At 70.2% G+C, this 21,972-nt stretch carries 20 protein-coding genes; all 20 read left to right on the top strand.

Annotated elements, in window-relative coordinates; all coding sequences use genetic code 11:
* The first annotated feature begins 62 nt into the window (after positions 1-62).
* The 20 genes from ACFY1P_RS01285 to atpD all read left to right on the top strand — a co-directional run bounded on the left by ACFY1P_RS01285 (position 63) and on the right by atpD (position 21,927).
* Positions 63-1,355, top strand: a complete 1,293-nt coding sequence (locus tag ACFY1P_RS01285) for a homoserine dehydrogenase (RefSeq protein ID WP_361530757.1) — start codon at positions 63-65, stop codon at positions 1,353-1,355.
* A gap of 16 nt (positions 1,356-1,371) precedes the next feature.
* Positions 1,372-2,460 carry a threonine synthase gene (gene thrC, locus ACFY1P_RS01280; RefSeq protein ID WP_361530760.1) on the top strand — a complete coding sequence of 363 codons (1,089 nt, stop codon included), beginning with the start codon at positions 1,372-1,374 and terminating at the stop codon, positions 2,458-2,460.
* A 276-nt stretch (positions 2,461-2,736) separates the two neighbouring features.
* The gene (thrB, locus tag ACFY1P_RS01275; protein WP_361530763.1) at positions 2,737-3,651 is read left to right on the top strand and encodes a homoserine kinase; all 915 of its coding nucleotides are present in this window, start codon (positions 2,737-2,739) and stop codon (positions 3,649-3,651) included.
* A 418-nt stretch (positions 3,652-4,069) separates the two neighbouring features.
* Positions 4,070-6,130 (top strand): transcription termination factor Rho, encoded by a 2,061-nt coding sequence (rho, locus tag ACFY1P_RS01270; protein ID WP_390749300.1) that lies wholly within the window; start codon positions 4,070-4,072, stop codon positions 6,128-6,130.
* Between the two features lie 296 nt (positions 6,131-6,426).
* Positions 6,427-7,545: an LCP family protein gene (locus ACFY1P_RS01265; RefSeq protein WP_361527217.1), complete on the top strand. Its 1,119-nt coding sequence runs from the start codon at positions 6,427-6,429 to the stop codon at positions 7,543-7,545.
* Positions 7,546-7,724: 179 nt separating this feature from the next.
* Complete coding sequence (rpmE, locus tag ACFY1P_RS01260) at positions 7,725-7,934, top strand: 50S ribosomal protein L31 (protein ID WP_361527219.1); 210 nt, start codon at positions 7,725-7,727, stop codon at positions 7,932-7,934.
* A 100-nt stretch (positions 7,935-8,034) separates the two neighbouring features.
* Positions 8,035-9,114: a peptide chain release factor 1 gene (gene prfA, locus ACFY1P_RS01255; protein ID WP_361527221.1), complete on the top strand. Its 1,080-nt coding sequence runs from the start codon at positions 8,035-8,037 to the stop codon at positions 9,112-9,114.
* A gap of 83 nt (positions 9,115-9,197) precedes the next feature.
* Positions 9,198-10,043 carry a peptide chain release factor N(5)-glutamine methyltransferase gene (gene prmC, locus ACFY1P_RS01250; RefSeq protein WP_361527223.1) on the top strand — a complete coding sequence of 282 codons (846 nt, stop codon included), beginning with the start codon at positions 9,198-9,200 and terminating at the stop codon, positions 10,041-10,043.
* Positions 10,044-10,096: 53 nt separating this feature from the next.
* The gene (locus ACFY1P_RS01245) at positions 10,097-10,744 is read left to right on the top strand and encodes an L-threonylcarbamoyladenylate synthase (protein ID WP_361527225.1); all 648 of its coding nucleotides are present in this window, start codon (positions 10,097-10,099) and stop codon (positions 10,742-10,744) included.
* The gene (locus ACFY1P_RS01240; RefSeq protein ID WP_361527227.1) at positions 10,741-11,400 is read left to right on the top strand and encodes a protein-tyrosine-phosphatase; all 660 of its coding nucleotides are present in this window, start codon (positions 10,741-10,743) and stop codon (positions 11,398-11,400) included. Before ACFY1P_RS01245 ends, ACFY1P_RS01240 begins: the two co-directional genes overlap by 4 nt.
* Positions 11,401-11,540: 140 nt before the next feature.
* On the top strand, positions 11,541-12,854 hold the full coding sequence (gene glyA, locus ACFY1P_RS01235) for a serine hydroxymethyltransferase (protein ID WP_390749299.1): 1,314 nt from the start codon (positions 11,541-11,543) through the stop codon (positions 12,852-12,854).
* Between the two features lie 112 nt (positions 12,855-12,966).
* Positions 12,967-14,295 carry an MraY family glycosyltransferase gene (locus ACFY1P_RS01230; protein WP_390749298.1) on the top strand — a complete coding sequence of 443 codons (1,329 nt, stop codon included), beginning with the start codon at positions 12,967-12,969 and terminating at the stop codon, positions 14,293-14,295.
* A 252-nt stretch (positions 14,296-14,547) separates the two neighbouring features.
* A complete protein-coding gene (locus tag ACFY1P_RS01225; protein ID WP_361527232.1) occupies positions 14,548-14,985 on the top strand; it encodes a hypothetical protein in 438 nt (145 codons plus the stop codon).
* 264 nt (positions 14,986-15,249) lie between these two features.
* Entirely contained in the window at positions 15,250-16,059 is an 810-nt protein-coding gene (gene atpB, locus ACFY1P_RS01220) for a F0F1 ATP synthase subunit A (protein ID WP_301892291.1), read from the top strand.
* 76 nt (positions 16,060-16,135) lie between these two features.
* The gene (atpE, locus tag ACFY1P_RS01215) at positions 16,136-16,387 is read left to right on the top strand and encodes an ATP synthase F0 subunit C (protein WP_087926250.1); all 252 of its coding nucleotides are present in this window, start codon (positions 16,136-16,138) and stop codon (positions 16,385-16,387) included.
* Between the two features lie 42 nt (positions 16,388-16,429).
* Positions 16,430-16,993 carry a F0F1 ATP synthase subunit B gene (locus ACFY1P_RS01210; protein WP_361527234.1) on the top strand — a complete coding sequence of 188 codons (564 nt, stop codon included), beginning with the start codon at positions 16,430-16,432 and terminating at the stop codon, positions 16,991-16,993.
* A complete protein-coding gene (locus ACFY1P_RS01205) occupies positions 16,990-17,805 on the top strand; it encodes a F0F1 ATP synthase subunit delta (protein WP_361527236.1) in 816 nt (271 codons plus the stop codon). The genes ACFY1P_RS01210 and ACFY1P_RS01205 overlap by 4 nt, the downstream gene beginning before the upstream one ends.
* 140 nt (positions 17,806-17,945) lie before the next feature.
* On the top strand, positions 17,946-19,538 hold the full coding sequence (gene atpA / locus ACFY1P_RS01200) for a F0F1 ATP synthase subunit alpha (protein ID WP_361527238.1): 1,593 nt from the start codon (positions 17,946-17,948) through the stop codon (positions 19,536-19,538).
* Between the two features lie 23 nt (positions 19,539-19,561).
* Complete coding sequence (locus tag ACFY1P_RS01195) at positions 19,562-20,479, top strand: F0F1 ATP synthase subunit gamma (RefSeq protein ID WP_361527240.1); 918 nt, start codon at positions 19,562-19,564, stop codon at positions 20,477-20,479.
* Between the two features lie 5 nt (positions 20,480-20,484).
* The gene (gene atpD / locus ACFY1P_RS01190) at positions 20,485-21,927 is read left to right on the top strand and encodes a F0F1 ATP synthase subunit beta (RefSeq protein WP_361527242.1); all 1,443 of its coding nucleotides are present in this window, start codon (positions 20,485-20,487) and stop codon (positions 21,925-21,927) included.
* Positions 21,928-21,972 lie beyond the last annotated feature (45 nt).

Raw genomic sequence — 21,972 nt, 5'->3', positions numbered from 1 at the left:
TGAGTGAGACTGGTCTGCACCGAAGATGTACAGGCTTTAGACGAGTGAGAAGCAGGGGTCGGATGATGCGTACGCGTCCGCTGAAAGTGGCGCTGCTGGGCTGTGGAGTGGTCGGCTCAGAGGTGGCGCGCATCATGACGACGCACGCGGACGACCTCACGGCGCGCATCGGCGCGCCCGTCGAGCTCGCGGGCATCGCCGTGCGCCGTCCGGGCCGGGTGCGCGCGGGCGTGCCGGAGGAGCTGATCACCACCGACGCCACCGCGCTCGTCAAACGCGGAGACATCGACGTGGTCGTCGAGGTCATCGGCGGCATCGAGCCGGCCCGCACCCTGATCACCACCGCCTTCGAGCACGGCGCGAGCGTCGTGTCCGCCAACAAGGCACTGCTCGCCGGGGACGGCGCGGCGCTGCACGCCGCGGCCGAGGCCCAGGGCGCGGACCTCTACTACGAGGCGGCCGTGGCCGGTGCCATCCCGCTCGTACGCCCGCTGCGCGAGTCCCTCGCGGGCGACAAGGTCAACCGGGTGCTCGGCATCGTCAACGGCACGACCAACTTCATCCTCGACAAGATGGACACCAGCGGCGCGGGCTACTCCGAGGCGCTGGACGAGGCCACCGCGCTCGGCTACGCGGAGGCCGACCCGACCGCCGACGTCGAGGGCTTCGACGCCGCCGCGAAGGCCGCGATCCTGGCCGGGATCGCCTTCCACACCCGGGTGCGCCTCGACGACGTCTATCGCGAGGGCATGACGGAGGTCACCGCCGCGGACTTCGCGTCCGCGAAGCAGATGGGCTGCACCATCAAGCTGCTGGCCATCTGCGAGCGCGCCGCCGACGGCAAGTCCGTCACGGCTCGCGTGCACCCGGCGATGATCCCGCTGACCCACCCGCTGGCGTCGGTGCGCGAGGCGTACAACGCGGTGTTCGTGGAGGCCGAGGCGGCCGGTCAGCTGATGTTCTACGGGCCCGGCGCCGGCGGCTCGCCGACCGCCTCCGCGGTCCTCGGCGACCTCGTCGCCGTCTGCCGCAACAAGGTCGCGGAAACCACCGGACCCGGTGAATCCGCTTACACCCGGCTGCCCGTGAGCCCGATGGGCGATGTGGTCACGCGCTACCACATCAGCCTCGACGTGGCCGACAAGCCCGGTGTCCTGGCGCAGGTCGCCACGGTCTTCGCCGGGCACGACGTGTCGATCGACACGGTCCGCCAGACGGGCAAGGACGGCGAGGCCTCCCTCGTCGTCGTCACGCACCGGGCCCCCGACGCCGCCCTCTCGGCGACCGTCGAGGCGCTGCGCAAGCTGGACACGGTCCGCGGTGTCGCGAGCATCATGCGGGTCGAAGGCGAATAAGGGGAGCAAGGGAACAATGTCTGCCAACAACGGTCCGCGGACCTCCGGGACCCATCAGTGGCGCGGCATCATCGAGGAGTACCGCGACCGGCTCCCCGTCTCGGCCGACACGCCGGTCGTCACCCTGCGCGAGGGAGGCACGCCGCTCGTCCCCGCCCAGGTGCTCTCGGAGCGCACCGGGTGTGACGTCCACCTCAAGGTCGAGGGCGCCAATCCCACCGGGTCCTTCAAGGACCGCGGCATGACCATGGCCATCACGCGGGCGAAGGAGGAGGGCGCCAAGGCCGTCATCTGCGCCTCCACCGGCAACACCTCCGCCTCGGCCGCCGCCTACGCCGTACGCGCCGGGATGGTCTGCGCCGTCCTGGTGCCGCAGGGCAAGATCGCGCTCGGCAAGATGGGCCAGGCGCTCGTGCACGGCGCGCGCATCCTCCAGGTCGACGGCAACTTCGACGACTGCCTGACGCTGGCGCGCGGGCTGTCCGAGAAGTACCCCGTGGCGCTGGTCAATTCCGTGAACCCGGTGCGGATCGAGGGTCAGAAGACCGCCGCCTTCGAGATCGTGGACGCGCTCGGCGACGCGCCCGACATCCACGTCCTGCCGGTCGGCAACGCGGGCAACATCACGGCCTACTGGCGGGGTTACCGCGAGTACGCCACGGACGGCATCGCCACCCGCAGGCCCCGGATGTGGGGCTTCCAGGCGTCCGGTTCCGCGCCCATCGTGCGCGGCGAGCCGGTCAAGGACCCGCACACCATCGCCACCGCCATCCGCATCGGCAACCCCGCCTCGTGGCGGTTCGCCGAGGAGGCGCGCGACGAATCGGGCGGTCTCATCGACGAGGTGACCGACCGACAGATCCTGGCCGCCTACCGCCTGTTGGCCTCGCAGGAGGGCGTCTTCGTCGAGCCGGCCTCGGCCGCGAGCGTCGCCGGTCTGCTCAAGGCCGCCGAGCAGGGCCTGGTGGACCCCGGCCAGCGCATCGTCTGCACGGTCACCGGCAACGGCCTCAAGGACCCGGACTGGGCGGTGGCGGGCGCCCCGCAGCCGTTCACCGTGCCGGTGGACGCGGACGCCGCGGCCGAGCGCCTCGGCCTGGCCTGACGTCATGGCCCGGGGCCCTGCCCCGGGTTGTTCCCCTGTTTCACCTCCGCACCGCCGGACGGACCGGATTCCCTCATTCCGGGAAAGTCCAGGAAAAGTCCGTCCGGCGCAGGCGACGCGCCTCCCATGCCCTATGTCGCCGCTGAACCTTCCTTCGATAGGCTGTACTCACTCCGCCCCGTCGCAGACCCCCGCCGTCATCGCGCGGCATCTCGTCGCGGCCCTTGCGGATGTCGCACGCCCTACCGAGGCCACACCAAGGAGAGTCATCGAGCGATGGCCGGTCCCGCCTTCCGCGCCGCCGCTGTCCGCGTGCGCACCCCCGCCACCAGCGCGAACCTCGGCCCCGGCTTCGACGCCCTGGGCCTGTCGCTGGGGCTCTACGACGACGTCGTGGTCCGGGTGGCCGAATCCGGGCTGCACATCGACATCGCGGGCGAGGGCGCCGAGACCCTCCCGCGCGACGAGAGCCACCTGCTCGTACGGTCCCTGCGCACCGCCTTCGACCTGCTCGGCGGCCAGCCGCGCGGCCTGGAGGTCGTCTGTGCCAACCGGATCCCGCACGGCCGGGGCCTGGGCTCGTCGTCCGCCGCCATCTGCGCGGGCATAGTCGCCGCCCGCGCCGTGACCATAGGCGGGGCCGAGAAGCTCGACGACGCGGCGCTGCTGGAGCTCGCCACGGAGATCGAGGGCCACCCGGACAACGTCGCGGCCTGCCTGCTCGGCGGATTCACCCTGGCGTGGATGGAGTCGGGCGTGGCACGGGCCATTCGGATGGACCCTTCGGATTCCATCGTTCCGGTGGTCTTCGTCCCGGCGAAGCCCGTACTGACCGAGACCGCGCGCGGGCTGCTGCCGCGCAGCGTCCCCCATGTGGACGCCGCGGCCAACGCCGGCCGCGCGGCGCTGCTCGTCGAGGCGATGACCAGGCGCCCCGAGCTGCTGCTCGCGGCCACCGAGGACCGGCTCCACCAGGAATACCGGGCCCCGGCGATGCCCGAGAGCGTGGCCCTGGTCAACCGACTGCGCGCGGACGGCGTCCCCGCGGTCATCTCCGGCGCGGGCCCCACGGTGCTCGCGCTGGCCGAGAACGGTGCGGCCGTCCAGGTCGCACGGCTGGCGGGTGAGGGGTGGGCGGCCAACCGGCTGGCCCTCGACGCCGGGGGGACGAGCGTGCTGCCGCTCGCCTGACCAGCGCGGAGCCTGGCACTTCCCGGGACCCGCGAAAAATAGCGGTTGCCGGTCTTTGAGAGGGGGAATGTTTGTGGGATCCGGTAGTGTTAACCTCAAGTCTGCACTCGAAGCCACATCGGCTCGGTGCTCTGTGTCCCGATCAGGGACCGCTTTTCTTCCGGGAGCCTCCCAAACTGCCTGAGCAGCCTGCCTGAGCAGATTCGAGCACGCTCCGGAATCGGCGTGGGTGACATGAGTGAAGCCGATGCGTCATGTCTTCACCTCATTTCTTCACGCCGGAACCAATGAACTGATTCTTCCGCCGTACCGGCGGACCACCGCCCCGGCCCGGTCCGCACAGCCAGACCGCAGCCGGACAGCACAACCGGTCGCCGAGCCAGACAGGCCGACGCCCGCTCCAGGGAAGGACCCCTTCGTGAGCGACACCACCGATCTGATGGGCGTGACCGCCTCCGGCACTGCCAGCAGTGCCGCCGGCAATGCCGCCGCGCCCGCCACGGACGCTCCCGCCGCGCCTGCCACCGGTGCTGCCACCGCCCCCAAGCGGCGACGCTCGGGCACGGGCCTCGACGCCATGGTCCTGGCGGAGCTCCAGCAGCTCGCCTCCAGCCTCGGCATCAAGGGCACCGCGCGGATGCGCAAAGGCCAGCTGATCGAGGTCATCAAGGAGAAGCAGGCCGGCTCCGCCGCGCCCGCCAAGGCCACGACCGCCGAGCCCGCCAAGGCGGCGTCCGACACCGAGACCAAGCCCAAGCGCCGCGCCACCTCCAAGGCGCGTACGGGTGAGGCCGCCGCGGCCGACAAGGCCGAGAAGATTGCCGAGAAGGCCGCCACGCAGCAGCAGATCGAGATTCCCGGTCAGCCCAGCAGCGATGAGCAGCCGGCCGGCGAGCGCCGTCGCCGCCGCGCGACCGCGCCCTCGGGCAGCCCCGAGCCGGCCGTCGAGGCCAAGGCCGAGGCGCGCGCCGAGGACCGGGCCGAGGCCGCGGCGGACACCGCCGAGGGCAAGGCCGCCAAGTCCGCCGAGCGCGGCGAGCGCGGCCAGAAGGGCGAGCGCCGTGACCGCGGCGAGCGCGGCCAGCGTGGCGAGCGCGGCGACCGCGAGCGCGGCGACCGCGACCGCCGGGGCAACCGCGGCGAGGACGCCGGCCAGCAGGGCGGCAACCGCCAGCAGCGCGACAACCGTGGCGCGCCGCAGGGCCCCCAGGGCGGCCCGCAGGACGAGGACGACTTCGAGGGCGGCCGCCGCGGCCGCCGTGGCCGCTACCGCGACCGCCGTGGCCGTCGTGGCCGCGACGAGGGCTTCGGCAACGAGCCGCAGGTCTCGGACGACGACGTCCTGATCCCCGTCGCGGGCATCCTGGACATCCTCGACAACTACGCCTTCATCCGGACCTCCGGCTACCTCCCCGGTCCGAACGACGTCTACGTCTCCCTCGCCCAGGTCCGCAAGAACGGCCTGCGCAAGGGTGACCACGTCACCGGTGCGGTCCGGCAGCCGAAGGACGGCGAGCGGCGCGAGAAGTTCAACGCCCTTGTCCGCCTGGACTCGGTGAACGGAATGGCACCCGAAACCGGGCGCGGTCGGCCGGAGTTCAACAAGCTCACCCCGCTCTACCCGCAGGACCGGATGCGGTTGGAGACGGACCCGGGCGTGCTGACGACCCGGATCATCGACATGGTCGCCCCCATCGGCAAGGGCCAGCGCGGTCTGATCGTGGCCCCGCCGAAGACCGGCAAGACCATGATCATGCAGGCGATCGCCAACGCGATCACCACCAACAACCCCGAGTGCCACCTGATGGTCGTCCTGGTCGACGAGCGTCCGGAAGAGGTCACCGACATGCAGCGGTCGGTCAAGGGCGAGGTCATCTCCTCGACCTTCGACCGCCCGGCCGAGGACCACACCACCGTCGCCGAGCTGGCCATCGAGCGCGCCAAGCGCCTCGTCGAGCTGGGTCACGACGTGGTCGTCCTGCTGGACTCGATCACCCGCCTGGGCCGCGCCTACAACCTGGCGGCCCCGGCCTCGGGCCGCATCCTGTCCGGTGGTGTCGACTCGACCGCGCTCTACCCCCCGAAGAAGTTCTTCGGTGCCGCGCGCAACATCGAGGACGGCGGCTCGCTGACCATCCTGGCCACCGCGCTCGTCGAGACCGGCTCGCGCATGGACGAGGTGATCTTCGAGGAGTTCAAGGGCACCGGCAACATGGAGCTCAAGCTCGACCGGAAGCTCTCGGACAAGCGCATCTTCCCCGCGGTGGACGTGGACGCCTCCAGCACCCGCAAGGAGGAGATCCTCCTGGGCGGTGAGGAGCTGGGCATCGTCTGGAAGCTCCGCCGGGTGCTGCACGCGCTCGACTCGCAGCAGGCCATCGAGCTGCTTCTCGACAAGATGAAGCAGACGAAGTCCAACGCCGAGTTCCTGATGCAGATCGCGAAGACCACGCCCTCCTCGGGCAACGGCAACGACTGATCGCGGCAGCTCGCGGCACGGGCCCTCCCCGCCACCCGGCGGGGAGGGCCCGCGCCTTTCGTTACCCGCTTGTGATCTTCTGAGATCTGCGTCACGGGGGCACCGCCCGCGCCTGGCCGGAACCGAGCCCTCCCGAATGACCGAAACCGCAGGTGACAGCGGGCGGACAGGGTAGCTGTAGAGGCCACTGGCCGGAGCCTTTCTAAGAAGGTCCTCAGATTGCGCTGTGCAACCCTGACGCAGACTTCCCCGTCAACCAGCAAGGGGTAGACAGACAACGAAGGACTGAGGAGCGCATGGGCGACGACAGCAGGGGTACGCCGACGGGTTCGCACCGCCGCCGTGCCGGTGGTGGGCGTGGCCGGCGCCGCAAGGTCCGTGCCCGCCGCAAGGGCTGGCGAATAGCCGCGTGGACGACGGCCGGCGTGGTCGTCGCCGGAGGGGCCGGGGCCGGCTTCCTCTACTTCAAGTTCAACGGCAACCTCAACAGCGTCGACATCAACGCGGCGCTGGGCAAGAACCGCCCGGAGAACATCGACAACGGCTCGCAGGACATCCTCGTCCTGGGCTCCGACTCGCGCGCCGGTGCCAACAGCAAGTACGGCCGCGACGAGGGCAGCTCCCGCTCCGACACCGCGATGATCGTCCACGTCTACGCGGGTCACAAGAAGGCCAGCGTCGTGAGCATCCCGCGCGACACGATCGTGCCGCGGCCGCAGTGCAGGACGCCGGACGGCAAGACCAGCCCGGCCGTCAAGCGCGCGCAGTTCAACGACGCGTACTCGGTGGGCGGCGCCGCCTGCGCGGTCGCCACGGTCGAGAAGATGACCAACATCCGGATGGACCACTATCTGGAGGTCGACTTCGCCGGTTTCCAGAAGCTGATCGACAAGCTCGGCGGGGTGCAGGTCACCACCACCAAGCCCATCCGCGACAACTTCAGCCACCTCAACCTCGACGCGGGCACCCACACCCTCAACGGCGAGCAGTCGCTCGGGCTCGTACGGACCCGGCACGGCGTCGGCGACGGCAGCGACCTCGGCCGGATCAAGCTCCAGCAGGCGTTCATCAAGGCGCTGCTGGACCAGGTCAAGCACGTGGGCGTCTTCACCAGCCCCACCAAGCTCTACGGGATCGCGGACACCGCCACCAAGGCGCTGACCACCGACTCCGACCTGAACTCGCTCGACAAGCTCTACTCCTTCGCCAACGGGCTCAAGGGCATCGGCTCCTCGGACATGCACATGGTGACGCTGCCGGTCGGTGACGACCCCGTGGACAAGAACCGCGTGATCCCGCTCGCGGAGGCGTCCCAGCAGATCTGGACCGCCCTGCGCAACGACCAGCCGATCCCGGACTCCGCCGTCAAGGACGGCGCGGGAGCCAAGACCGGCGCCGACGACGTCGTGAAATAAGCACCCGAGCGGTCCCCGGCAGTCCCGCGGGAGCGCCGCGGGACCCGCTGGAATAACCGGCCGCCACCTCTCGTTTTGGGGGATACGGCCAGTGCTGGCAAACTGGTACGTCGGCCCCGGTTCACGTAAGGCAATCCCGCCTCTGCGACCCGGCGCCCTCCCGAACCTAGGAGATCCCCTTGAAGCGCGAAATCCACCCGGATTACGTCGAGACCCAGGTCAGCTGCACCTGTGGCGCCTCGTTCACCACGCGTAGCACCGTCGCCGACGGCACCATCCGTGCCGACGTGTGCTCCGAGTGCCACCCGTTCTACACGGGCAAGCAGAAGATCCTCGACACCGGTGGCCGTGTGGCGCGGTTCGAGGCCCGCTACGGCGCGAAGAAGTAGCGACCCGCAGGCGCCGGTCCTCGGTCGCCCTCGTTGCGAGGGTGACCGGACCGGCGCTTTGTCGTCCAGCAGGCCCGTCACTTCCGCTGAAGGAATCTTGATGTTCGAGGCAGTCGAGGAACTGATCGGCGAGCACGCCGACCTCGAGAAGCGGCTCGCCGACCCCGCCGTGCACGCGGACCAGGCGAACGCCCGAAAGCTCAACAAGCGCTATGCCGAGCTGACCCCGATCGTCGGGACGTACCGCTCCTGGAAGCAGACCGGCGAGGACATCGCGACCGCGCGCGAGTTCGCGGCCGACGACCCCGACTTCGCCGCCGAGGTCAAGGAGCTGGAGAAGCAGCGCGAGCAGCTCACCGAGAAGCTCCGCCTGCTGCTCGTCCCGCGTGACCCCAGCGACGACAAGGACGTCATCCTCGAGGTCAAGGCGGGCGCGGGCGGCGACGAGTCCGCGCTGTTCGCCGGCGACCTGCTGCGCATGTACCTCCGCTACGCCGAGCGCGTCGGCTGGAAGACCGAGATCATCGACTCCACCGAGTCGGAGCTGGGCGGCTACAAGGACGTCCAGGTCGCCGTGAAGACCAAGGGCGGCCAGGGCGCCACCGAGCCCGGCCAGGGCGTCTGGGCCCGGCTGAAGTACGAGGGCGGCGTCCACCGCGTCCAGCGCGTGCCCGCCACGGAGTCCCAGGGCCGGATCCACACCTCCGCCGCCGGCGTGCTCGTCACGCCCGAGGCCGAGGAGATCGACGTCGAGATCCACGCCAACGACCTGCGCATCGACGTCTACCGCTCGTCGGGCCCCGGTGGCCAGTCCGTCAACACCACCGACTCCGCCGTCCGCATCACCCACCTGCCGACCGGCATCGTCGCCTCCTGCCAGAACGAGAAGAGCCAGCTCCAGAACAAGGAGCAGGCCCTGCGCATCCTGCGGTCCCGGCTGCTCGCCGCCGCCCAGGAGGAGGCCGAGAAGAACGCCGCGGACGCCCGCCGCAGCCAGGTCCGCACCGTGGACCGCTCCGAAAAGATCCGGACGTACAACTTCCCCGAAAACCGCATCTCGGACCACCGGGTCGGCTTCAAGGCGTACAACTTGGACCAGGTGCTCGACGGCGACCTGGACGCGGTGATCCAGGCGTGCGTCGACGCGGACTCGGCGGCGAAGCTCGCCGACGCGAGCTGACCCGAGGAACCGAGCGCCGGACGGGCCGGCCCCGGCCCGTCCCGGCGATGGAACGACCGTAACGAACGCGCGAGAGGACCACTGTGAATCTGCTGCTCGCCGAGGTGGCGCAAGCCACTCAGCGGCTGGCCGACGCCGGCGTACCTTCTCCGCGCTTCGACGCGGAGGAGCTCGCCGCCTTCGTCCACGGCGTCAAGCGGGGTGAGCTGCACAACGTGGCGGACGCCGACTTCGACGCCCGCTACTGGGAGGCCGTCGCCCGCCGCGAGGCCCGCGAACCGCTCCAGCACATCACCGGCCGCGCCTTCTTCCGCTATCTGGAACTCCAGGTCGGCCCCGGCGTCTTCGTGCCCCGCCCCGAGACCGAGTCGGTCGTCGGCTGGGCCATAGACGCCGTGCGCGCCATGGACGTCGTCGAGCCCCTCATCGTCGACCTGTGCACCGGCTCGGGGGCCATCGCCCTCGCCCTCGCCCAGGAGGTGCCGCGCTCGCGCGTGCACGCCGTCGAGCTCGACGAGGGCGCCCTCGGCTGGGCCCGCAAGAACGTCGAGGGCTCGCGCGTCACCCTGCACCACGGCAACGCCCTCACCGCGCTCCCCGAGCTCGACGGCCAGGTCGACCTCGTGATCTCCAACCCGCCGTACATCCCGCTCACCGAGTGGGAGTACGTCGCCCCCGAGGCCCGCGACCACGACCCCGAGCTCGCGCTCTTCTCCGGCGAGGACGGCCTCGACACCATCCGCGGCATCGAGCGCACCGCCCACCGGCTGCTGCGCCCGGGTGGCGTCGTCGTCATCGAGCACGCCGACACCCAGGGCGGCCAGGTGCCGTGGATCTTCACCGAGGAGCGGGGCTGGGCCGACGCGGCCGACCACCCCGACCTCAACAACCGGCCGCGGTTCGCCACCGCCCGGAAGGCGATGCCGTGAGCACGGCAACCCGCACTCTTGTCCTGTTTGTTCCGCACGAGGAGGTCTCGTAGATGGCACGGCGATACGACTGCAGCGACGCGACCGACCGCAAGACCGGTCTGCGCGAGGCCGTCGCCGCGGTCCGCCGCGGTGAGCTGGTCGTGCTGCCCACCGACACGGTGTACGGCATCGGTGCGGACGCCTTCAGCCGGGACGCCGTGGGCGACCTCCTGGAGGCCAAGGGCCGCGGCCGGGGCATGCCCTCGCCGGTCCTGGTCGGCTCCCCGAACACCCTGCACGGGCTCGTCACGGACTTCTCCGAGCAGGCGTGGGAGCTCGTCGACGCCTTCTGGCCCGGCGCGCTCACCCTCGTCGCCACCCACCAGCCGTCGCTGACCTGGGACCTGGGGGAGACCCGCGGCACCGTCGCGGTCCGGATGCCGCTGCACCCGGTCGCCATCGAGCTGCTCACCGAGTTCGGCCCGATGGCCGTCTCCAGCGCCAACCTCACCGGCCACCCGGCGCCGCAGGACTGCGACGCCGCCCAGGGCATGCTCGGCGACTCCGTCTCCGTCTACCTCGACGGCGGGCCCACCCCCGCCGACGTGCCGTCCTCCATCGTGGACGTCACCGGCAAGGTCCCCGTCCTGCTGCGCGCCGGTGCCATCAGCGCCGAGCAGCTCCGCGAGGTAGTACCCGACCTCGAGGTGGCGAATTGATCGCCCCGCAGGGGCGTGGCATAGCGGGACCGGGCACGGACAGTTCCACCGACACCTTCCGCATCCTCCACGTCAGCACCGGCAACGTCTGCCGCTCGCCCATCACCGAGCGGCTGACCCGCCATGCCCTCTCCGACCGCCTCGGCGACCCCTTCGCGGGCGGCCTGGTGGTGGAGAGCGCGGGCACCTGGGGCCACGAGGGCGCCCCGATGGAGGCGCACGCCGCCACCGTCCTGGCCGACCTCGGCGCGGACCCGCACGGCTTCATCGGCCGTGAGCTCCTGGACGAGCACGTCATCCGTGCCGACCTGGTGCTCACCGCCACCCGTGACCACCGCGCCCAGGTCATCTCCATGGGCCACTCGGCGGGCCTGCGCACCTTCACCCTGAAGGAGTTCACCCGGCTCGTGCGGGCCATAGACCCCGCGACCCTCCCGGACCCCGAGCGGGCCGGCGGGGTGGTCGACCGCGCCCGCGCCCTGGTGCAGGCCGCGGCCGCGCTGCGCGGCTGGCTGCTCGCGCCCAGCGCGGAGGCCGACGAGGTCCACGACCCCTACGGCGCCCCCATCACCTTCTTCCGTTCCATCGGCGACGAGATCAACCAGGCGCTCGACCCGGTCCTCACCGCCCTCACCGGGGTCCCGGGCCGCCCCTGAGGCGCGGCCCCGCCGGGCCGCCCGTGCCGGGCCGGCCTTCGGGAACTACGCGGGAATAAACGGCGGAAAACCGGGCATCCGGGGCGGCGCGGGCCTACATTGGTGCTGAGCCCATCGCACCGCACAGGTCGGAGTCCGCGATGTCCACCCCACTGCCCACCCAGGGCGTCAGCGCCGCACCGGCCACCGGCACCGCGGCACCGGACCGGCCACGCGGCGACCGGTCCACCGGCCTGGACGCGCTGACGCGGCAGGACCCGGAGATCGCCGGCCTCCTCCTCGGCGAGGCCGACCGGCAGGCCGGCTGCCTCCAGCTGATCGCCGCCGAGAACTTCACCTCACCCGCCGTCCTCGCCGCGCTCGGCTCCTCCCTCGCCAACAAATACGCCGAGGGCTACCCCGGCGCCCGCCACCACGGCGGCTGCGAAGTGGTCGACCTCGTCGAGCGCACCGCTGTGGATCGCGCCAAGGCGCTCTTCGGCGCCGAGCACGCCAACGTCCAGCCGCACTCCGGCTCCTCCGCCGTCCTCGCCGCCTACGCGGCCCTGCTGCGCCCCGGCGACACCGTGCTCGCCATGGGCCTCCCGCACGGCGGCCACCTCACCCACGGCTCCCCGGCGAACTTCTCCGGCCGCTGGTTCGACTTCGTCGGCTACGGGGTGCGCCGCGACACCGGCCTGATCGACTACGACCAGGTGCGCGACCTCGCCAGGAAGCACCGCCCCCAGGCGATCGTCTGCGGCTCGATCTCCTACCCCCGCCACCCCGACTACGCCGCCTTCCGGGACATCGCCGACGACGTGGGCGCGTACCTCGTCGCCGACGCCGCCCACCCCATCGGGCTGGTCGCCGGGGGAGCGGCCCCCAGCCCGGTGCCGTACGCCGACGTCGTCTGCGCCACCACCCACAAGGTGCTGCGCGGGCCGCGCGGCGGGCTGATCCTGTGCCGCGCCGGCCTCGCGGGCCGCATCGACCGGGCGGTCTTCCCCTTCACCCAGGGCGGGGCGCAGATGCACACCGTCGCGGCCAAGGCCGTGGCCTTCGGCGAGGCCGCGACCCCCGCCTTCACCGCGTACGCCCACCAAGTCGTGGCCAACGCTCGGGTGCTCGCCGCCGCCCTGGCCGCTGAGGGCGTCGCTGTGACCACGGGCGGCACCGACACGCACATTGTCACCGGCGACGTCTGTGCGCTCGCCCTGGACGCCGTCACGGCCCGCGCCCGGCTCGCCGGGGCGGGCATCGTCCTGGACATCTGCGGCCTGCCCCACGGCACCGCGCACGGCCTGCGGCTGGGCACCGCCGCGGTGACCACCCAGGGCATGCGCGAGACGGAGATGGCACGGATCGCCGTACTGCTCGGCGCGGCGCTGGGGGGCGGCGGCCCCGACGGCGGGCCACGCGCGGCCGTCACCGAGCTGGTGCGGGCCTTTCCTCCTTATCCCGCCCACACCTGAAGGCTGCGACCATCTCGGGATGGCCGCACGTCTACAGCTGTATTCACGTATCGGGGGCGGACGCGAATATGGTGTGGGGCTGTGATGACCAGCGCGACCTCTGGGGCGGCCCGTGCGTGAATACCTCCTGACGCTGTGCGTCACCGCGGCGGTCACCTATCTGCTGACGGGACCGGTGCGGAAGTTCGCCATCGCCGCCGGCGCGATGCCGGAGATCCGCGCGCGTGACGTGCACCGTGAGCCCACACCGCGGCTCGGCGGCATCGCCATGTTCGGCGGGCTCTGCGCGGGCCTGCTCGTCGCCGCCCACCTGTCGAACCTCGGGAAGGTCTTCGAGCTGGGCAACGAGCCCAGAGCCCTGCTCTCCGGCGCCGGGCTGATCTGGCTGCTCGGTGTGCTGGACGACAAGTGGGGCGTCGACGCCCTGGTGAAGCTCGGCGGCCAGATGATCGCCGCCGGTGTGATGGTGCTCCAGGGCCTGACGATCCTGTGGATCCCGGTGCCCGGCGTCGGAACGGTCGCGCTCACCTCCATGCAGGGCACCCTCCTGACGGTCGCCCTCGTCGTGATCACCATCAACGCGGTGAACTTCGTCGACGGCCTGGACGGCCTGGCCTCCGGCATGGTCTGCATCGCCGCCGCGGCGTTCTTCCTCTACGCCTACCGCCTCTGGTACGGACACAACATCGAGGCGGCCGCGCCCGCGACGCTCTTCGCCGCCGTCCTGATGGGCATGTGCCTGGGCTTCCTGCCGCACAACATGCACCCCGCCCGCATCTTCATGGGCGACTCCGGCTCCATGCTCATCGGCCTGGTGCTGGCCGCGGGCGCGATCTCCATCACCGGCCAGGTCGACCCCGACCTGCTCTACCAGCAGGTCGGCGGCGAGCGGCAGGCCATCCAGGCGATGGTGCCGGTCTACATCCCCCTGCTGCTCCCGCTGACGGTCATCGCCGTGCCGGTCGCCGACCTGCTGCTGGCGATCGTGCGGCGCACCTGGAACGGCCAGTCGCCGTTCGCGGCGGACCGCGGCCACCTGCACCACCGGCTGCTGGAGCTCGGGCACTCGCACAGCCGCGCGGTACTGATCATGTACTTCTGGTCGGCGCTCATCGGCTTCGGCACGGTGGCGTACTCCGTGCACTCGGCGAGTGGGTGGATCGTCCTGCTGATCGTGGCGCTCAGCGCCGTCGGCCTGGTGCTGTTGCTGCTGCCGCGCTTCAAGCCGCGCGCCCCGCGCTGGGCGGAGGCGTTCGTTCCGCCGCGCTACCGGCGCAAGGGAGCCCTGGCGGCCGCGACGCCCGGACGCGACGCGGACGCACTGTCCGCCGCCCTGGAGGAGTGCGAGCGCGAACCCGTACCCGCCGGCCTGCACGGGGCGACCGCCATCGGCGACCGGTCTCGTTTCCATCACGTCAGGAAGATCAGCAACCAGCGCTGAAGGTGCGCTTTAGCAGAGAAAATGCCGCCGCGTCAGCCCAATGACCAGCGGGTTGACACGTCCGTGTGACGTCCGGCACACGATGTAGGTAAAGACCTCATCAAATAGTTTGTGATACCGTTCACGAAACCCGGTGCTAGAGCCGAAGGACCGTAGTGCGGCGGTCCTTCGTCGAGAGTCACGTCTCACTCCCGGGGATACGCTCGTCCACGACGAATCGTTGCTTCCGACCTCTCGCCGGAGAAACCCTTCATGCAGTCCAACGACGCCCGAACACTCCTGCAGTGCGCCGTCCCGACCGCCGTCGCGGGCGTTGTCGCAGTCGTCGTCAGCGGTGTGCTGGCCGGTGGCAAGGGCGCGGTCGGCGCCGCCGTCGGCACGTTGGTCGCGGGCGGCGTCATGGCCATGGGCCTCTATGTTCTCCAGCGCACCGCCAAGTCCTTCCCGCACCTGTTTCAGTCCATGGGGCTGGTGCTCTACGTGACGCAGTTCCTGATCTCCGCCGTCGTGCTGGCGGTCTTCCGGGACACCACGCTCTTCAACACCCGGGCCTTCGCCTTCGCGCTCCTCGGCGCGGTCCTCGTGTGGACCGCAGCCCAGACCCGCGCCTATCTGAAGGCCAAGATCCTGTACGTCGATCCGGAATCCGCCGAGGCGAAGAAGTCCGCGCCCGCCGGGTCCCCGACGTGACCGGTAGGGCCGCGATAAAGGTGCCGGCGCTCACCTGCTATCGTCCGGTGCCATCTGAGGCACAGTGGGCGCAGGCAGCTGAACACCCGAGTTTCCCGGGACGGAATCGGCAGTCCATGCAGCTGATGCCGAATACCCAGACCGGCCCCGCGCCGATCACCTGCCCCCCCATCCGCAAGACCAGTCCAGTGCCGTTCCGCGGCTGTGCGCCGCGCCGACACAACGAGGTTGCCGTACCTATGCGCCACGCTGAAGGAGCTCGCGGTGAGTGCTGACCAGATGCTCGCCTTCGAGACCGATTGCCACATCTTCGATGGGTGCGGCTTCCCAGCCCCAGGGCTCCACTCGTTCTTGTTTGAACCGCTCTTCACTGTCGGCGGCTACGACTTCAACAAGCCCATGCTGCTGGCCGTGCTCACCACGGTCATCGTCATCGGTTTCTTCTGGGCGGCGTTCGGCCGGGCCAAGGTGGTCCCCGGCAAGCTTCAGATGGTCGGTGAGGCGGGTTACGACTTCGTCCGCCGCGGCATCGTCTACGAGGCGCTCGGCAAGAAGGAGGGCGAGAAGTACGTCCCCCTCATGGTCTCGCTGTTCTTCTTCGTGTGGATCATGAACCTGTGGTCGATCATTCCGGTCGCCCAGTTCCCCGTGACGTCGATCATCGCCTTCCCCGCGGCCCTCGCCCTGATCGTCTACGTCCTCTGGATGTACCTGACCTTCAAGAAGCACGGCTTCGTCGGCGGTCTGAAGAACATCACCGGCTACGACAAGTCCCTCGGCCCGGTGCTGCCGCTCGCCATGACCATCGAGTTCTTCTCGAACGTCCTGGTCCGGCCCTTCACGCACGCGGTGCGACTCTTCGCGAACATGTTCGCCGGCCACGTGCTGATCCTGATGTTCACCATCGCCAGCTGGTACCTGATGAACGGCATCGGCTTCGCCTACGCCGGCGTCTCGTTCGTGATGACCGTCGTCATGACCGCGTTCGAGCTCTTCATCCAGGCCGTCCAGGCGTACGTGTTCGTGCTGCTGGCCACCAACTACGTCCAGGGCGCGCTCGCCGAGCACCACTGAGCACCCCCGCTCCCCAGACCAACAATCGTCCGGTGGCCAACCCCCACCGGTCCGTGAAAGAGAAGGAAGAACGAGCATGTCTGCTGCTCTCCAGACCATCGCCGCTGGTGTCGAGATCAAGGGCAACCTGGGCTCGATCGGCTACGGCCTCGCCGCGATCGGCCCCGGCGTCGGCGTCGGCATCGTCTTCGGTAACGGCACCCAGGCGCTGGCCCGTCAGCCCGAGGCCGCCGGCCTGATCCGCGCCAACCAGATCCTCGGCTTCGCCTTCTGTGAGGCGCTCGCCCTGATCGGTCTGGTCATGCCGTTCGTCTACCCGTCTGCCTGATCCGCAGCCTGACGACCACAGTTTTCGACGGAAGGCATTGATGTGAACCCGCTGATGCTGGCGGCTGAGGGGGAAGTGGAAAACCCCCTTCTCCCGCCGATCCCCGAGCTCGTCATCGGCCTGATCGCCTTCGCCATCGTCTTCATCTTCCTGGCCAAGAAGCTCCTCCCGATCATCAACAAGACGCTGGAGGAGCGTCGCGCGGCCATCGAAGGCGGTATGGAGAAGGCCGAGGCTGCCCAGGCCGAGGCCCAGCAGGTCCTCGAGGACTACCGGGCCCAGCTCGCCGATGCTCGCCACGAGGCCGCTCGGATGCGCCAGGAGGCGCAGGAGCAGGGTGTCGCGGTGATCGCCGAGATGCGGTCCGAGGGACAGCGTCAGCGCGACGAGATCATCGCTGCCGGCCACGCCCAGATCGAGGCCGACCGCAAGGCCGCCGCGGCGTCGCTGCGCCAGGACGTGGGCAAGCTCGCCACCGACCTGGCCGGCAGGATCGTCGCCGAGTCCCTCGCGGACGCCGGCCGGCAGAGCCGCACCATCGACCGCTTCCTCGACGACCTCGAGGCCAAGGCGGCCGACGCGACGAAGGTCGAGGCCAACCGATGAGCGGAGCGAGCCGGGAGGCCCTGGCCTCCGCACGCGAGCGCCTCGACGCCCTGGTGGACAACACGGCCGTGGACGCGGCGAAGCTGGCCGAAGAGCTGGCCGCCGTGACCGGGCTGCTCGACCGCGAGGTGTCGCTGCGCCGGGTCCTGACCGACCCGGCGCAGTCCGGCGAGGCCAAGGCCGAGCTGGCGCGCCGCCTGATCGGTGGCCAGGTGGGCGGCGAGACCGCCGACCTGGTGGCCGGCACGGTCCGCTCCCGCTGGTCGCGCTCGCGCGACCTGGTGGACGCGCTCGAGGAGCTGTCCGCGACGGCCGACCTCGTCGCCGCCGAGCGGGCCGGTGTCCTGGACGACGTCGAGGACGAGCTGTTCCGCTTCGGCCGGATCGTGGGCGCCAGCCCCGAGCTGCGCTCCGCGCTGACCGACAAGGTCGCCGGGCGTACGGCCAAGACCGGACTGGTGAGCGAACTGCTGGGCGGCCGGGCCAACCCGGTCACCGAGCGCCTCGTGACCCGTCTGGTGGGAGCGCCGCGTGGTCGTAGCCTGGAGGCAGGGCTGAACGCCCTGTCCAAGCTGGCCGCCGACCGCCGGGACCGGATGGTCGCGGTGGTCACGTCCGCGGTGCCGCTGAGCGATGCGCAGAAGCAGCGCCTCGGTGACACGCTGGCGAAGCTGTACGGGCGCCGGGTCCACCTCAACATGGACATCGACCCCGAGATCCTCGGCGGCGTCCAGGTGCGGATCGGCGACGAGGTCGTCAACGGCAGCATCGCCGACCGCCTCGCCGAGGCGGAGCGGCGGATGGCCGGCTGACCAGCCACCAACTCAAGAGCATGACTGACGGCCCGAGTTGGGCCGACGGTGTCCTCCGGGGGCCCGCAGCGCGACCGCTGCGGAAACCGGCCCCCGGAGAAGAAATACTTCGGGCCCAACAAGGAGAGCAGGGAACCCAGATGGCGGAGCTCACGATCCGGCCGGAGGAGATCCGGGACGCGCTGGAGAACTTTGTCCAGGCGTACAAGCCGGACGCGGCCTCGCGCGAGGAGGTCGGTACGGTCAGCGTTGCCGGCGACGGCATCGCTAAGGTCGAGGGTCTTCCCTCGGCCATGGCGAACGAGCTGCTGCGGTTCGAGGACGGAACCCTCGGTCTCGCCCTCAACCTCGAGGAGCGCGAGATCGGTGCGGTCGTCCTCGGCGAGTTCAGCGGCATCGAGGAGGGCCAGCCGGTGCAGCGCACCGGTGAGGTGCTCTCCGTCGCGGTCGGCGAGGGCTACCTCGGCCGCGTCGTCGACCCGCTGGGCAACCCGATCGACGGCCTCGGCGAGATCGCGACCGAAGGTCGCCGCGCCCTGGAGCTGCAGGCCCCGGGCGTCATGGTCCGCAAGTCGGTCCACGAGCCGATGCAGACCGGCCTCAAGGCCGTCGACGCCATGGTGCCGATCGGCCGTGGCCAGCGACAGCTGATCATCGGCGACCGCCAGACCGGCAAGACCGCGCTGGCCGTCGACACGATCATCAACCAGCGCGACAACTGGCGCTCGGGCGACCCGAAGAAGCAGGTCCGCTGCATCTACGTCGCCGTCGGCCAGAAGGGCTCCACCATCGCGTCCGTGCGCGGCGCGCTGGAGGAGGCGGGCGCCCTGGAGTACACGACGATCGTCGCCGCTCCCGCGTCCGACCCGGCCGGCTTCAAGTACCTCGCCCCGTACACCGGCTCGGCCATCGGTCAGCACTGGATGTACCAGGGCAAGCACGTCCTGATCGTCTTCGACGACCTGTCGAAGCAGGCCGATGCCTACCGCGCCGTCTCCCTGCTGCTGCGCCGCCCGCCGGGCCGTGAGGCGTACCCGGGTGACGTCTTCTACCTGCACTCGCGTCTGCTGGAGCGCTGCGCCAAGCTCTCCGACGACATGGGCGCCGGCTCGATGACCGGTCTGCCGATCGTCGAGACCAAGGCCAACGACGTTTCGGCGTTCATCCCGACCAACGTCATCTCCATCACCGACGGCCAGTGCTTCCTGGAGTCCGACCTCTTCAACGCGGGCCAGCGCCCGGCGCTGAACGTCGGTATCTCGGTCTCCCGTGTCGGTGGTTCCGCCCAGCACAAGGCCATGAAGCAGGTCTCCGGCCGGCTTCGCGTGGACCTCGCCCAGTACCGCGAGCTGGAGGCGTTCGCCGCCTTCGGTTCCGACCTGGACGCGGCCTCGAAGTCGCAGCTGGAGCGCGGCAAGCGCATGGTCGAGCTGCTCAAGCAGGGCCAGTACGCGCCGTACGCGGTCGAGGACCAGGTCGTCTCCGTCTGGGCCGGCACCACCGGCAAGATGGACGACGTGCCGGTCGAGGACATCCAGCGCTTCGAGCGCGAGATGCTCGACTACCTGGGCCGCGAGCACAAGGGCCTGATGACCAGCATCGTCGAGGGCGGCAAGATGTCCGACGACACCCTCCAGGCGCTCGCCGAGGCCATCGCCACCTTCAAGAAGCAGTTCGAGACCTCGGACGGCAAGCTTCTCGGTGACGACGCCACGGCCGGCTCCGCGAAGTGACGACGACGGAAGGGACCTGATCCATGGGAGCCCAGCTCCGGGTCTACAAGCGTCGCATCCGCTCCGTCACCGCGACCAAGAAGATCACCAAGGCGATGGAGATGATCGCCGCCTCGCGCATCGTCAAGGCGCAGCGCCAGGTGGCGGCATCGACGCCGTACGCGAGTGAACTCACCCGCGCGGTGACGGCGGTTGCGACCGGTTCGAACACCAAGCACGCGCTGACCACCGAGGTCGAGCGCCCGGTCCGGGCCGCGGTCCTGCTCGTCACGAGCGACCGCGGTCTGGCCGGCGGCTACTCCTCCAACGCCATCAAGGCCGCGGACCGCCTCACCGAGCGCCTGCGCTCGGAGGGCAAGGACGTCGTCACGTACATCATCGGCCGCAAGGGCGTTGCGTACTACGGCTTCCGGGAGCGCCCGGTGGCACAGTCGTGGACCGGCTTCACCGACAGTCCGACGTACGCCGACGCCAAGCGCGTGGCGGGCCCGCTGATCGAGGCGGTCCAGCTGGACACGGCCGAGGGCGGCGTCGACGAGCTGCACATCGTCTTCACCGAGTTCGTCTCGATGATGACGCAGTCGCCCGTCGAGAAGCGGCTGCTGCCGCTCACCCTCGACGCGGCGGAGGAGCCCGAGGAGGGCGCGAAGGGCAAGATCCTTCCGCTCTTCGACTTCGAGCCGTCGGCGGAGGACGTCCTCGACGCGCTGCTGCCGCGGTACGTCGAGAGCCGGATCTACAACGCACTGCTGCAGTCGGCCGCTTCCGAGCACGCCGCCCGCCGCCGCGCGATGAAGTCGGCGACCGACAACGCCGGCGAACTCATCAAGACGCTGTCGCGCCTTGCCAATGCGGCCCGACAGGCCGAAATCACCCAGGAAATCAGCGAGATCGTCGGTGGCTCCAGTGCCCTGGCCGACGCTAACGCGGGGAGTGACTGACCACTATGACCACGACTGTTGAAACCGCCACGGCCACCGGCCGCGTCGCGCGGGTCATCGGCCCGGTCGTCGACGTGGAGTTCCCCGTCGACGCGATGCCGGAGATCTACAACGCGCTGCACGTCCAGGTCGCCGACCCGGCCGAGGACGGCAAGCTCAAGACGCTGACCCTCGAGGTCGCGCAGCACCTGGGCGAGGGCCTGGTCCGCGCCATCTCCATGCAGCCCACCGACGGCCTGGTCCGTCAGGCCGCGGTCACCGACACGGGCACGGGCATCACCGTCCCCGTCGGTGACGTCACCAAGGGCAAGGTGTTCAACACCCTCGGTGAGATCCTGAACAAGCCGGAGGCCGAGTCCGAGGTCACCGAGCGCTGGGCGATCCACCGCAAGGCCCCGAGCTTCGACCAGCTCGAGTCCAAGACCGAGATGTTCGAGACCGGCGTCAAGGTCATCGACCTGCTGACCCCGTACGTCAAGGGCGGCAAGATCGGTCTGTTCGGTGGTGCCGGTGTCGGCAAGACCGTGCTGATCCAGGAAATGATCTACCGCGTGGCCAACAACCACGACGGTGTGTCGGTGTTCGCCGGTGTCGGTGAGCGCACCCGTGAGGGCAACGACCTCATCGAGGAAATGACCGACTCGGGCGTCATCGACAAGACGGCGCTCGTCTTCGGTCAGATGGACGAGCCCCCGGGCACCCGTCTGCGCGTCGCCCTGGCCGGTCTGACCATGGCGGAGTACTTCCGCGATGTGCAGAAGCAGGACGTGCTCTTCTTCATCGACAACATCTTCCGTTACACCCAGGCCGGTTCCGAGGTGTCCACCCTGCTCGGCCGTATGCCGTCCGCGGTGGGTTACCAGCCGAACCTGGCGGACGAGATGGGTCTGCTCCAGGAGCGCATCACCTCGACCCGCGGTCACTCGATCACCTCGATGCAGGCGATCTACGTCCCCGCGGACGACCTGACCGACCCGGCGCCGGCCACCACCTTCGCCCACCTGGACGCGACCACCGTTCTGTCGCGTCCGATCTCGGAGAAGGGCATCTACCCGGCGGTCGACCCGCTGGACTCGACGTCCCGCATCCTGGACCCGCGCTACATCGCGCAGGACCACTACGACTGCGCCTCGCGCGTCAAGACGATCCTGCAGAAGTACAAGGACCTCCAGGACATCATCGCGATCCTCGGTATCGACGAGCTGGGCGAGGAGGACAAGCTCGTCGTCCACCGTGCCCGTCGCGTCGAGCGCTTCCTGTCGCAGAACACCCACGTGGCGAAGCAGTTCACCGGTGTCGACGGCTCGGACGTGCCGCTGGACGAGTCCATCGCCGCGTTCAACGCGATCTGCGACGGTGAGTACGACCACTTCCCCGAGCAGGCGTTCTTCATGTGCGGTGGCATCGAGGACCTCAAGGCCAACGCCAAGGAGCTGGGCGTCTCCTGAGCCCCGTGCTCACGGCCGGGGGTGGGGCGATCCCGCCCCCGGTCG

The organism is Streptomyces sp. NPDC001407 (genome assembly GCF_042895325.1).
GTDB lineage: Bacteria > Actinomycetota > Actinomycetes > Streptomycetales > Streptomycetaceae > Streptomyces.
Note: the sequence above shows the minus strand (reverse complement) of the source record. Positions and strands in the feature narration are given on the sequence as shown.